At 41.0% G+C, this 12,999-nt stretch carries 14 protein-coding genes; 4 read left to right on the forward strand and 10 right to left on the reverse strand.

Going from position 1 to position 12,999, the window contains the following annotated elements:
• Positions 1 to 121 precede the first annotated feature (121 nt).
• From M9899_08565 to ung, 8 genes are read right to left on the reverse strand one after another with little or no spacing between them, the layout of a single operon-like run.
• Entirely contained in the window at positions 122 to 676 is a 555-nt protein-coding gene (locus tag M9899_08565) for a hypothetical protein (GenBank protein MCO5114214.1), read from the reverse strand.
• Entirely contained in the window at positions 677 to 1,075 is a 399-nt protein-coding gene (locus tag M9899_08570; protein ID MCO5114215.1) for an HIT family protein, read from the reverse strand.
• A gap of 9 nt (positions 1,076 to 1,084) precedes the next feature.
• Entirely contained in the window at positions 1,085 to 2,449 is a 1,365-nt protein-coding gene (locus tag M9899_08575; GenBank protein MCO5114216.1) for an alkaline phosphatase D family protein, read from the reverse strand.
• Positions 2,446 to 3,471, reverse strand: a complete 1,026-nt coding sequence (gene aroC, locus M9899_08580; GenBank protein ID MCO5114217.1) for a chorismate synthase — start codon at positions 3,469 to 3,471, stop codon at positions 2,446 to 2,448. The genes M9899_08575 and aroC overlap by 4 nt, the downstream gene beginning before the upstream one ends.
• A complete protein-coding gene (locus tag M9899_08585; protein MCO5114218.1) occupies positions 3,461 to 5,287 on the reverse strand; it encodes a hypothetical protein in 1,827 nt (608 codons plus the stop codon). The genes aroC and M9899_08585 overlap by 11 nt, the downstream gene beginning before the upstream one ends.
• Positions 5,280 to 6,479 carry a hypothetical protein gene (locus tag M9899_08590; protein ID MCO5114219.1) on the reverse strand — a complete coding sequence of 400 codons (1,200 nt, stop codon included), beginning with the start codon at positions 6,477 to 6,479 and terminating at the stop codon, positions 5,280 to 5,282. Before M9899_08590 ends, M9899_08585 begins: the two co-directional genes overlap by 8 nt.
• Positions 6,476 to 7,507, reverse strand: a complete 1,032-nt coding sequence (locus M9899_08595; GenBank protein MCO5114220.1) for a 3-dehydroquinate synthase — start codon at positions 7,505 to 7,507, stop codon at positions 6,476 to 6,478. The genes M9899_08590 and M9899_08595 overlap by 4 nt, the downstream gene beginning before the upstream one ends.
• Before the next feature lie 3 nt (positions 7,508 to 7,510).
• Positions 7,511 to 8,200 carry a uracil-DNA glycosylase gene (ung, locus tag M9899_08600; protein MCO5114221.1) on the reverse strand — a complete coding sequence of 230 codons (690 nt, stop codon included), beginning with the start codon at positions 8,198 to 8,200 and terminating at the stop codon, positions 7,511 to 7,513.
• Positions 8,201 to 8,509: 309 nt separating this feature from the next.
• On the opposite strand from ung, the gene lexA reads away from it, so the two are divergent.
• Together lexA and M9899_08610 are read left to right on the forward strand one after the other, a co-directional pair.
• Positions 8,510 to 9,193: a transcriptional repressor LexA gene (gene lexA / locus M9899_08605; protein ID MCO5114222.1), complete on the forward strand. Its 684-nt coding sequence runs from the start codon at positions 8,510 to 8,512 to the stop codon at positions 9,191 to 9,193.
• A 97-nt stretch (positions 9,194 to 9,290) separates the two neighbouring features.
• Complete coding sequence (locus tag M9899_08610) at positions 9,291 to 9,728, forward strand: hypothetical protein (GenBank protein ID MCO5114223.1); 438 nt, start codon at positions 9,291 to 9,293, stop codon at positions 9,726 to 9,728.
• Here M9899_08610 and M9899_08615 read toward each other — a convergent pair whose 3' ends face one another.
• Entirely contained in the window at positions 9,729 to 10,469 is a 741-nt protein-coding gene (locus M9899_08615) for a hypothetical protein (GenBank protein ID MCO5114224.1), read from the reverse strand. It lies immediately after the preceding gene.
• Between the two features lie 191 nt (positions 10,470 to 10,660).
• Positions 10,661 to 11,392: a YggS family pyridoxal phosphate-dependent enzyme gene (locus M9899_08620; protein ID MCO5114225.1), complete on the reverse strand. Its 732-nt coding sequence runs from the start codon at positions 11,390 to 11,392 to the stop codon at positions 10,661 to 10,663.
• Between the two features lie 264 nt (positions 11,393 to 11,656).
• On the opposite strand from M9899_08620, the gene M9899_08625 reads away from it, so the two are divergent.
• Positions 11,657 to 12,154 carry a GNAT family N-acetyltransferase gene (locus M9899_08625; GenBank protein ID MCO5114226.1) on the forward strand — a complete coding sequence of 166 codons (498 nt, stop codon included), beginning with the start codon at positions 11,657 to 11,659 and terminating at the stop codon, positions 12,152 to 12,154.
• Between the two features lie 201 nt (positions 12,155 to 12,355).
• Positions 12,356 to 12,994 (forward strand): hypothetical protein, encoded by a 639-nt coding sequence (locus M9899_08630; protein MCO5114227.1) that lies wholly within the window; start codon positions 12,356 to 12,358, stop codon positions 12,992 to 12,994.
• Positions 12,995 to 12,999 lie beyond the last annotated feature (5 nt).

Here is a 12,999-nt window from a genome sequence, read left to right on the forward strand (position 1 = left end):
GCTTTTTTCCGTTTTATACTTTTAGCTTTTCATTTGAGTTTCAATTCTGAAATCAAAAGAGTGCTAAATCCTAATCTAATCTAATCTAATCTAATCTAACTTTATTATTTGCTCTTCATTTTTATATTTCAAATGAGATATAAACCATATTCTCATTTTCATAATCCTTATCCTTAAGTTCATGAAAAAATAACTTATATCCTACACGAAAGCCAAAAAGATCAAGATGCCTGAACGACAGTGAAAAATCCAAATACGGCGCATCCATATCATTGCTGGCCCATCTGTACCCTGGCCCCAAACGAGTACCAATCAAAGACCTTTGCGTCACCTGAAACCAGCGTTGTATTTGCAAGGAAAAGTCTGCTCCAGAAAAATTATCTCCTCCATCCACGTACCGATGAAACCCTGTAGTCTCAAATCTTAGAAACTGATCTTGCATAGAAAATATCGCGCCCGCACGCATTTCAGTATAAGAGGCACCTTGATACTTACCTGCAGAGGCCCCAATGGTGGGTTCAAAAAAAATCTCAGCGTAGGCACTTAGACTCGCTAAGCTCACCATCAATACACAGATCGCACTAAAGACACACCCTCTGGCTCTTTCCCAAAAGCCGTACACTTTTACTCCCTCACACAGATGGTCAGACTTGTTGTGGCTCTTCATAAATTTCATCTAATCTTGTCCTAGTTCTTTTCTAAGAGCCTCACACACCTTACGCATCTCTTCTGCTGGTCGCTCTTTTTGTAAAGCTAAATTAAACTCGGTAGGAGAGTTGGCAGGAATTAAATGATGATGGACATGTGGCACTTCAAAACCTTGAAACATACTGCACACGCGTGCAGCTCCAGTGACTTTTTTAATCGCACGCGCCACCTTCTGTGAGGTCAACATCAAATCTGTATAGTCGGCGTCTGACATTTCATAAAACGCATTCACTTCTTTTTTGGGAATCACCAAAGAGTGTCCCAACTGAACCTGATGTAAAGCCAAAATAGCAATGGTCTTATCGTCCTCATAAATTTTATAGCTGGGAAGTTCACCTTCGATAATTTTTGTAAAAATGCTGGCCATTCTGATCTCCTATCTCTTTTGTATTTTGTCCATCTGCACATCTTGTTTATATAACACTTCCATGTCAGGGCCAAAAGCTTCTACAGTAATGTCCCACTTTTCACCCATACGACTGTCTATCAAAGAGTAATTCATCGTTCCCGAACGGCCGTGCATTTGCCTTGGGTTGGGGCGCTCTTTCCACGAGTCAGGATACACTCTAGCATGAATAGCGCTAGAAGTGATCTCGTAGGTTTCGTATCCCAAAATTTCTTTTTCAATTCGCATCATCTCTGATAAATGTCGATCGCCGCTGACAAAAAATACCTGCGAAGGACTTTGCTTAAGTAGGCTTAAAACATTTTTGAAGTCCTGAGGTCGTCCCCCTTCAAAGGATTCAAATCTATGGTAACCCCCAAAGAACTGATCCCCTTGAATCAACCATGTAGGCTTTGCCACTTGTAAAGCTTTGATCACTTTGTCGGTTTGGCCTTTTCCCCATTGAGTTTCAACTTCTCCAAAACGCATCTTCTCTGGGGAACGAAAAGTTCTTGCATCTACAAACACAAATCTTTGTGAGGGCATTTCAAAAATAAATCCAGCACCCTCTAACTGTTTCACCACTTGGGTTTCTGCTAAGGGATAAAAGCTTCTAAAAACTTTTAAGCTCACCTCTTTATAAGGGAAATTTCTGTCCCCATTGTTGATGCCATAATCATGATCATCCCATATCGCCAAAGTAGGAGTCAGTTCTGAGGATCTATAAAATAAAAGTTTATTCCAGGTTTCAATATAACGACGCCATAACATGGCCTCATGAGCTAGTGCTTTATCTTTAAGATGATTTTCTTTAGACATCCCGTAATCTGCATACACATTGTCCCCAATAAGGAAAGTGTAATCAGGCAGTTGTGTAAGGTAATTGCTCCACATTTTGAACTGCTCCAAAACATAAGCATCATTCATACAGGAGACCACACCAAATTTGATGTCTTTTTTAGTCAAGTCTATGGTTTTGAATACCCTTTGATCCACCACTTTGCCATTTTTTAAAACCTGAAGTGTGTAACGTTCTGTGGGATTAAGTTTCGTGTATTTAAGTTGATGTATGACGTAGGCGTTTCTTGCTGTTTGTACGTCGGTGCGCTCTACAAAAGTGTGATCTTGTTCATTAGCGTTTAAAACTTTAAAATCTAAGCTGTCATCTTTGGGGGATAACACTGTGATCACAGAAAGCGTATCTGTTGTAAGGCCCTGCATGATAGGATAGGGTTGTAAATCCAATTCTTTTTTATACTCTACCAAATCTTTAGGTATATGTTGGCAGCCCCAAATCAAAACCATCATGATCAGATACACCAAACTTCTCATTCTAAAGTTCTCCTGCAATTTCATCGGACTTTAATGTTGTCCATTCTTTTTAATAAATAATGATCCGCTAACACCAACGCCAACATAGATTCCACCACCACAACTGCTCTAGGTAAAATGCACGGATCATGACGCCCTTGCTTTGCCACGTCCAAAATGCTGGATGTGGGTTTAAACAGCACACTCATAGTAACATCTTCCCCTGAGCTGATTCCGCCCTGGACGCCTCCATAAGCCGATTTCTGTGCATGATAAAGGGTTCCTTTTTGAAAGACATCTTCGTCACCCAAGCTCACAGAGTTGACAGCCCCGATTGAAAATAAGGCTGCGGCCATATCAGCTTTAAGTTTACTAAACACAGGCTGTCCTAAACCTGCCTCTAAGCCTGAAATACGAATTTGGATTTTTCCTCCGTAACTCTCTCCCGTCTCTTTGGCTTGCGCCAATCTTTCTTTAAGAACAGAGACTTGGTGAGCATCTGGGAAAGACAACTCCTCTTTGAGTCCTTCATGCTTATCAAAGCGAGTTTCAAAGTCAGAATAGTTCAGAGTATTGACAATATCTCCCACCTGCTGCACCCAAACCTGAATTTGAAGTTGAGGATTTAAAATGTCTAAAAGATTTCTGGCAATGGCTCCACCTGCCACACGGCTTATGGTTTCGCGCCCTGAAGACCTACCACCTCCACGTAAATCCACGTGGGAAAATTTCTCGGTCCATGTTTGATCTGCATGTCCCTGACGAGGTTTTAAGTTTTGATAGTCTTCTGATTTTTGATTGTGGTTGCGAAAAAGTATCGCAATAGGTGTTCCTAATGTTTTCCCTTCTAAAATTCCACTTAAAATTTCAAACTCGTCCGCTTCATTTCTAGAAGTGACAAAGGCATTTTGGCCTGGACGTCGGCGCGCCATATAGGTGTGAAGCCATTTTTCATCAATCTCTAGCCCTGCAGGACAACCTTCAACAACAACACCCAATCCCACCCCATGGCTTTCACCAAAACTGTGAATTTGAAAAACATGTCCAAACGTATTTTTAAATGTCATACTGACTCCAAAATTTTTGCTGTTCTAAGCCTTGGTGCTTGAAAAAATCCAACCCACTGACATAGGGTATAGCTTGGCCTGTTTGTTTGTGAGTGGCATACACCCAACGTTTGGCTTTTGAGTTAGATCTATAATCCAGATCAAGAACTTTTTTAACAGTAAAATTCCATTGCGGCCAAAGTCCCTTTTCACCAGCAGCCCAGATCACCTGAGCTTGCGTGAGATGATGAAAGTCGGCTTCATGCTGTAATGCTGTGGCTCCTGCTTCTGGTTCTCTTAATCTGTTGGTTCGTGCTGCCAGAAAAAAAGCATCTGGCAATAGATCCTGAAGCATCTTAAGCAAACTCCCTCCCCCAAACACCACTGTAGGTAAATGTGGGTCTAAATGCTGTTCAAAAAATAATTTAAGTCCTAAGTGATCCGTGTTTGTAAACTGTTTCACAGTTTTGCCAAGATAGGCCGTGTTTACACTTTCAAACGTCTGCACGCTGCTGTCTTTTACATCTATATCCTGATAGATAAGGTTTTTATAAGGGGACGTTACAGCAAGGTATCTCACCCCTAAATCACGAAGTTGATTCAAAAACCCTTCTTTGATGTGTGAAGCAGGTACGGAAATCCTCACAGGATGCACAGCTTTATCCCCAAAAAAATCTCTGTGCATGTCAGGGGTTAAGCTATGAGAGACCTTTTCACCTAAAATACCATAAAAGGCTTTGGGTGCATTTCCCTTAATGTCATACCACAAGGGCTGTTCTTGAGCAGAACCTTCTGAAAATCTAAAAAAGTTGATCTCATTGTCTTTAGCTAAAACCATGCGCAACCACGAAAGGTCTAAATTTCCACTTCGTGGTAAAAAGGCAGAAAAAGGAAATTCTGTTTTTAAAAGTGTATATAGCTCTAATACTTCATCAAGGTCTTTCATTTCAGGGGCAAACTTATAAATAAAAACATTGTGGTAGTTCTGCTTCCAAGACATTAACTCTTGAATATCATTTCTGTGTTCAGAGATGATATCTCCAGGTCTGAGATTTGGAAGGTTGGGATTTTGTTGCGCCAAAATAATATCCCAATCTATTTTAAGGTTAGGATACTTGTAGCGTTCTAAGTTTTTTAAAAAGTCTATCGTTAAAGGATTGAGTTGTCTTACTGCTAAGATGATCTTTCTCTGGAAAGAGACTTGTTTTAAAATTTTATGGATGTCGAGTTCACTCCAAATGTCATTGCGAAGCTCTATGCCAAAGCTTCCTCTTAAACACGCCCCAATGTTTTCTTTTGGTAAGAGAGTGCAATAAAAATTTTCTGGCACTACAGTACGTTCAAATAAATATTGTCCTAACAGATCTTTATTATACTCAACTCTTTCGGGGATGATCATTTGGGCTTGAGCTGTTTTTTTATATATAAGCTCGCGTTGCACAAACTTCTGCTCCCACTCTTCTAGAGGATCAGTCTGATCTGTCAGTGCGGGCCGTTCTGCATCTAGAAAAATACGCCCCAAGCCATCAGTCTCCCTACGCACCCAAAGCACTAGACTGTCCGATGGAAATTGGAATTGGTCGAGCATAAAACCTGCACCCAGTGCAACAACAAAGGGGCCGCGCTCTTGGCATATCTTACGTAAAGTTTCAATTTCACGCTCGCGAAACAGACCCTCCTCGGACTTTTGAAAATACTCTGCAATAGGTGTTTTGAATTGCCAAACCACTTCTTGATCTAAATCGTAGACTTGGTACTGCGAGTTTGCTTTTTTGAAAGCCTTTAATAAACTTGTTTTCCCTACACCTCTATGACCAATAAGAAACACTTTATCCATGAATGATCTCCATGAATTCTGGGAAGCTTTTACGGTAACTGCTAAAATCTTGCAGTTTCAAGCCCCAACCAGCGTGTTTGAGAAACATGGCACTCATAAACATTCTATGGTCCATAGCCGTGTCAAAATCGGTTTGAATCTCTTGAGGACGATCTGACCCTTGTCTCACGTTCAAAGTTTCTGAATCTAGAAATGTAAACTCGAGTTGTGACAGTTTGAAAAACTCTAAGGATTTAGTTAAACGATCTGACTCTTTAAGTTTCAGTTGCCAAGGAAATTGCAACGTCACTTCTTGATCTGTTTTTAAACCCCAAGCTAACAAGGCACAAAACCCAGGAAACAAATCAGGATTTTTTCTAAAGTCGAAATGAGTTTTGCGCAATTCAAAATCTGACGGCTTGATTGTAAGTTCATTGTGTCCCAAACCAAAATTAAGACCACACTCAGAAAGAATTTGCAGTCCCTCTCGATCAGGTTCGGGTGACTCCATATCTATATTGGTGATTTTGATCTCTGCATCCAAAAATGCAAATAAGGAGAGATAAAATATCGAAGACCAATCCGCACCCACGGTCATCTCTTCTGCGATAGGGTCGACAGGAGGAATAATTTTGTATTGCTCTTCGTCTTCTGATAGCTCTTCTTTTTCTATCTGAAAGTTCAATCTTTGCAACAAACGCGTGGTGATGTCCTCATATCCCGAAGACTGGGAAAGTCCGTGAACGTGAACCCGAAATGATCTTTTCAGCGTGGTAGCAGCAAGCAAAAACCCTGTTAAAAATTGTGTGGATTGAGCAAGATCAATATTGATAACCTTATGTAGATTCCACCGCCCTCCAGTGATTTCTAATAAGTTGGGCGTTTGAAACTGAGCCTGAATGCCCACTTGCTTAAATACATCTAAAATCCCGTCGTGCGGTCGCCTAGCTAACTGTTCACCTAAGTGCAGCTTCCAGACTCCTTCCTTCATAGAGATCCAAAAGCAAAAAAATCTAAATGTGGTTCCACCATCACCAATAAAAAACTCTGTCTTGCCTTGATTATAATCCTCAAACAGTTGTTCTAAATTTTTCACGTCATCAGAGGAAGACTCGTACTGCACATGAAGTTCAGAAAAATTCTGTCTTAAGATCAACAGCCGATTGACCAGAGATTTAGAAGAATGAATCTTTCCAGAAAAATTAAAACTCATGGGGCCACAAATCCTTGCTTTGCAAGTTGTCCAATGATGTTACCTATCGTCACAGGTTCAATAATGGCCTTATCTTTCTGGTAAAGGACAAAATGCAAATTATGTGAACGTCGTTTTTTATCTTTCACTAAAGCAGACATATATTCTACTTTGCTAAACTTTGGCATAGCCGATAAGTCAAATCCATGTCTGTAAAGTAAATCGTAGACCTGCTCTAAAAGCTTGGATGATATATATTTTTTGCTTACACTCCATCTTAAAGAAAAGAGCAGTCCCCACAACACACTGTCTGAATGGGATAAACCTGTAAGATTTTCTACTGCGTGGCCCACTGTGTGACCAAAGTTAAGCACAAATCTTTCACCTGACTTTTCATAAGGGTCTTTTTTAACAATCTCATTTTTAATCTTAATGAACTCAGGAAGATGCTCCCACAACCACTTGCCTGTAATGGAAGTTTGAGCTTCTAGTACTGAACGAAGTCCAGATTGAGGAGGCGACAGTAAAATGGTTTTTAAAACCTCTCCCATTGCTGTTTCTACGGCCAAATCTTTCAGTAGACTTTTTGCGATTAAAATTTGCGAGGCAGGATAAAATGTACCGATTTGATTTTTAATATAATCCACATTCAAAGCATTTTTACCGCCATGAGCAGAATCCACCGCCGCCAGCCAAGTTGTTGGACACTGAATGAACTTCACTCCCCGATGATAAACGCTAGATAGAAATCCACAGAAGTCACCCATGGTTCCTCCACCAATCGCCACAAATACATAGGGTGGTTTTAAATCTTTGGTTCTGTGCTGCACTTCCAAAAGGACTCGTTGCATACTGGCCAAACTTTTAAGCTCTTCGCCTGCCTCTAGATAAATCACCGAACCTTTTTGCTCTATGCTTTTTAAAGCAGGATGATGCTTTAGATTTTCATCTACAAAAAATAAAGTATGAGGAAGCTCAAAGAATTTCAAAGACAGGTTCTGAGTTAAAATGATCTTTTCATTAAACGGGCCTTTTAATTCTTTATCCATGTACTAATCCAAACTCCAATCAATAGGAGTCTGTCCCGTTGCCATCAAAAACTCATTCACTCTTGAAAAGGGTTTATGGCCAAAGAAGCCACGATGTGCTGAGAGCGGTGAGGGGTGCACCGCTTTGATCACTAAATGTTTTTTAGAATCTAGGAACTCGCCTTTTTTCTGTGCGGACGATCCCCAGAGAATAAAGGCTTTCGGTGTGTGGGATTCATTGACAATTTTTAGGGCCGCATCCGTGAACTCCTCCCAACCTTTTTTTTGATGAGAAGCCGCTTTAGCTCTTTCCACCGTAAGAGTAGCGTTGAGCAACAAGACTCCTTGCTTCGCCCAGGCCGTAAGATGACCATGTTTAGGAATTTGTACATCGGGGATGTCGTTTTTCAGTTCTTTATAAATATTTTGTAGTGATGGGGGAATAGCAATGTCTTTTTGTACAGAAAAACATAGACCATGTGCCTGCAAGGGTCCGTGATAAGGGTCTTGTCCTAAAATGACCACTTTGACTTGATCAAGTGGAGTCTGATTGAAGGCTTCAAAGTATTCATGAGGTCTAGGATAAATCACCTTACCCTTTTGGATTTCGCTTTGTAAAAAGCCTTTGAGTTTGGCCATATAGGGTTTCTGGAACTCATTTAAAAGTTCCTTTTTCCAACTGGGTTCAAGCTTAATCTTGTCTTCTGACTGCATGCTGTCTGTTGTAACACTTCACTCTCAGCATGGCAAAAAGAGGATCAGGCACCATCATTTGGCTTACCCATGAAAGAAGATGGCATTAGAGGTGCGGCGCATGGCAAAATGGTCCAGACCTCATCTTGCTTGCTCATAAAAGAAGGTGGCACTGCTGAGGATGATATTGTGCAGCAAAGTGGCTGAAGCTAGGTTGCCCTGCCCACCCAAGGTCGGTTTTTTTAAAATCACCCCTTTTTGAGCTTTACTTATACATAACTTACACGTAATGTATAAGTTGTGTGTAAGTTGCAAGGGAGGCCCGTTGCTATGACTACAAACCCCATGAATCTAAATCAAAAAACCACCTGCTCATTGACCCAAAAGGAAAAGATGATCCTTGAGTTTCTTGAAAGCTTCATCAAGCAAGAAGGGATCTCCCCTGCTTACACCGAAATTCAAAGCCACTTTGGCTTTGCTTCGATTCATTCTGTTCAACGTTATATTCAACAGCTTGAACAGAAGGGCTACATCCAAAAGGGCGAACCCAATCAAAAGCGCTCTTTGATCCTGCTTAAAGCGTCTCATGACTTTGCCAATGAACTCTATGACCCCGCCACCTACGGTTCTGCGGTTCGCCTTCCTCTCCTAGGGAAGGTGGCCGCAGGGCTGCCCCTTGAGGCCAAAACTTATGATGAGCAGATGGATGTCCCCCTAGCTCTTGTCCCTCGCCCCACTGAAAGTTTTGTCTTACGCGTTCAAGGTGAGTCCATGATTGATGAAGGTATTTTTGACGGAGACTTGATCATCATTGAAAAGCGCAACTTTGCCCATTCTGGCAGTTTAGTGGTGGTCGCAACAGAAGATGAGTCTGCGACGGTTAAACGCATCTTTTATAAAGAGGGCTTAGTGGAACTGCGTCCTGCTAATGCTCAGATGCAGTCTTTTTGGTATGAACCACATAAAATCAGCATCCAGGGCTTAGTGGTGGGGCTGATCCGCCAATACCTTTAAACTGCCTGACATAATTGAGACAAAATCCCAATCTTACTAAAATTTGATTTTTAAAATTCTTCTTGGTACGTTTTTGTAACGACGTAGAGGGAGGATCATGAAAAGGTGGCTGATATTGTGGATTTTGATATCTTCCCACAGCGCTTTTGCAGGAGAACTGCACTGCTCTACCAGCAATAAGATTCATGGTTGGAATTTGCAGAATACCTATGAACGTCTTTTCTTATACAGCTATGTGACAGAAGATGGATTACTGTTCTCGCCCTATCTTTCTGGGGCGTACTTTGCTTCTCGATCTGCAGCTTACAAGCTTGACCCCTCTTACACTTCGGGACGTAGGCACTACGTAGGCTTTGAAGCCTACGAGCCACTTGAAGACACCTGGTTCTGGTTTTATCCTTTTTTACCTAAAAACTTTCAGCATCGCAAAAATCGATTTGCTGCCTACATCCAAATCATAGACGAGATCGGGTTGGTGGAAACCGTCGGGCTCAGCTGTCGTATCTATCCCTCAACCCAATACATTCAAATTTAATTATTGCGTATCACCAATATAGATACGCAAAGTTTCTGGGTCTAGATTTAAGGTGTTCAAAAACCATTTTTCATCTAAGAGCTTCATGTCATAGGCATAACATAAAGTTTCAAAGCCCATCTGACATTGCTTCCATTCTGGTTTTTGTCTTTTGTTAGACATTCTTTCTAAAGTAGAACACAGAGACTGTCTGAACTTGTCCATCTCTGTGGAATGACTTAAGTTTTTCCACACAGATTTTGGAACATCTTTAAATAACATCAATAAGGTTTGGTGATCTTCGCTGTAGGTGGGAGAAGGTGCATGATTTGATTTAGAACTTTCTGAAGTGGGATGGGACTTAGGGCTTCCCTGATTCTGATCCGCAGGCTTCCATGCTTGTGCACTAGAAGAACTGGATTTTCCATTCTTATAGACCAATTGTACATTTTTAAGTCCGTTCTTATCTGGAGCCCCTTTAAGCACTAAGTCTCCTTGCGACTGTAGATGCTCTACCGCTGAATGAATCTCCTGCTTAAGAGCTTTGGTCAAATTAGCCTCACCGCTCATATTCGCCACTTTCTGGTACAAAGATTTTCCTCTGATATTCGGGAACGACTCTAGCACCTGTATCACCATATCTTGGGCTGACATTTCTTCTTTCTTAAAAAATTTCTTGAAAGACGCACTTTGGTTTTGCACCAATGACAGTTTATTTTTAGGCTTTTCAAATACGGTTCGTAATTTTCGAGCTGTGTTCATGGACATCCTTTCTTTATAGATCTTTGTCTAGGTCTTACTCATCGGAACAAGGTCCAGCAAAAATAACGGCCCCCATGTATCAAAAAGACACTTGTAGAAAAATAAATATTTCTAAAATATTTTTATTTTGAATTGGAATCTAAACACGAAGAAGGCTCACAAATTAGGAGTCTCATTTTTTTACAGTGGTTTTATGATTTATTTTCAGGCCAGTAATAGGAGTCGGAATACTTTCTTTCACCAAAAATCGCAGTGCCCACACGAACAAGCGTAGACCCTTCTTCGATAGCAATCTTATAATCCGAAGACATCCCCATAGACAGTTCATCCATGCTCACACCAGGAATATCTGCGGCACGAATAGTTTCTGCTAATTGTTTTAAGAGCTTAAAGCAAGGTCGAACTTCCTCTTCTTGAGAAGAAAACTTGGCCAGTGTCATAAGGCCTTTAATATTTAAAGTGGTTAATGGTGCCACCTCTTTGACAAGACTTAATGCAGACTCTGGAGAGACACCAAACTTACTCTCCTCTGCAGAGGTGTTGACTTGAATAAGAATATCCATGGTCTTATTTAATTTTTTAAGCTGTTTATCCAACTCTTCTGCCAGTGACATTCGATCTACAGAATGGATCAGACTTGCAGCCTCTAAACACTTTTTGACCTTGTTGGTTTGCAAATGACCAATAAAATGAAATTCGACGTTGGGATCGGGAAGTTGCGCCCGCTTTTCTGTTAGTTCTTGCACTTTATTTTCGCCAAAAAGTCGATGCCCCAGATCAATGGTCTCTTGAATGCGATCTACGGGAACGGTTTTGCTCACTAACATCAGTTTGACATCTTTGGGGTTGCGCCCACATGACTGACATATTTTTACAATCTCTTGCTGAACACTGGTGTAATTCTCTTTTAATATTTCACTCACAACACGCACTCCTAGATTAACATCCTTTTACTTTAGCCAAGGGTTGGGGACAAGGTCACCGTTCATATTTGGGTTGTGGCGTTGATGCGCTACAAGCAGACCCCAATAGGACGAAAAAAGTGAGCATCAGAAAGAAACGAATTTGAACTTTTGGCATTTTTATATCATAGATTAAGAAAGCATGTGTTTAGACTGTTACACCAACGGTTTTGCTCACAAACCGCAGCCTGACCTCTTTGGGCTGCGCCCCATAGGATATAAAATATGACCGCTTCAAAAGTTCAAATTCGTTTTGCCCAACGCCAAGATTGTAAATTGATCTTAGACTTTATCACTCAGCTTGCGATTTATGAAAAACTTGAACATGAAGTGAGCGCCACAGTAGAAGCCTTACAAAATACACTTTTTGGCGAAAAACCACATGCGGAAGTGGTGATTTTGGAAGAGCAACAACGCCCCGTAGGTTTTGCTTTATTTTTTCATAACTATTCTACCTTTTTAGCCCAACCAGGATTGTATCTGGAGGACCTTTTTGTGCTTCCAGAATATCGAGGCAAGGGGTACGGTACACTTCTGTTGAGCTTTCTTGCCGACCTGGCCGTTCAACGCGATTGTGGGCGCTTTGAATGGTCCGTTTTAGATTGGAATACTCCTGCTCTACGTGTCTATGAACGTTTAGGAGCCCTACCTATGAGCGAATGGACCTCACAGCGTCTAACTGGTGAGGCTTTGCAAAAGCTAGCGGAATCCTACAGAAAATAAAATTTATGACGGCGGCCAAGAGCTGATTAACGTCACAGAGTTTGTCAAAATTACCTGACCTTTTTGGTCCCTTGGATTGTAATTTCTTTTTACCCCACTAACTCCCTGATACGGCTTGGAAAATCTTAATATTTTGGTGTTGTCAATTTCTCGGTTTGTAGCACGAATTTCGCTGTAATTCTGGTACTCGGGAGGCGAGATATGAACACCACAAAAAGGAACAGCATGTTTTATGCTTTAATTCTAACAGCGTCTTTTTTATTAAGTCCTGTTGCCTATGCGGGAACAGATGGCGCAGGACTTGTGCTTTTTACGGCAATACAAAGAAGCAAAGTGAAACAACCCTCAAAACTTACTTTTGCTTGCGAGACAGGACGCGGTAAACATGAGCTGTATGCGTTTGATTTTTACGCTCATTCACCCCACAGCCCTTTTGGTACGGCAAAGATTGACGAAAAGGGCTTAACCTGTGACCCCATCACTCTACAGACTTTTATTACAAGACATTCCACATCCTGTTTAGACAGACAAGTGCATTGGGCACATGAACAGATTCAAAAAACTTTAAGTGCCTTACCTAAAGACGGCCCTTATAGAGTGAAAATGTCAGTGCACAGTCAAATTGGTGATACTCATTGGAGTAACGATTGGGGTTCTTATTTGGTTGGACTTTTTAGTTTTGTCAGCGAGAGTCACGCCAATGAAGTAGAATGTGATTTAAAGATCAGCCTAGAATTGCACGAACGCACTGAAGATCATAATTTTATCGTACTTGATAAAATCAGTTACTCATTCAACTCACCTACGTCGCTTACAGCTCCAGAACAAGATCAGGATTAAAATAA

Source organism: Pseudobdellovibrionaceae bacterium (assembly GCA_023954155.1).
Lineage (GTDB): Bacteria > Bdellovibrionota > Bdellovibrionia > Bdellovibrionales > UBA1609 > JAMLIO01.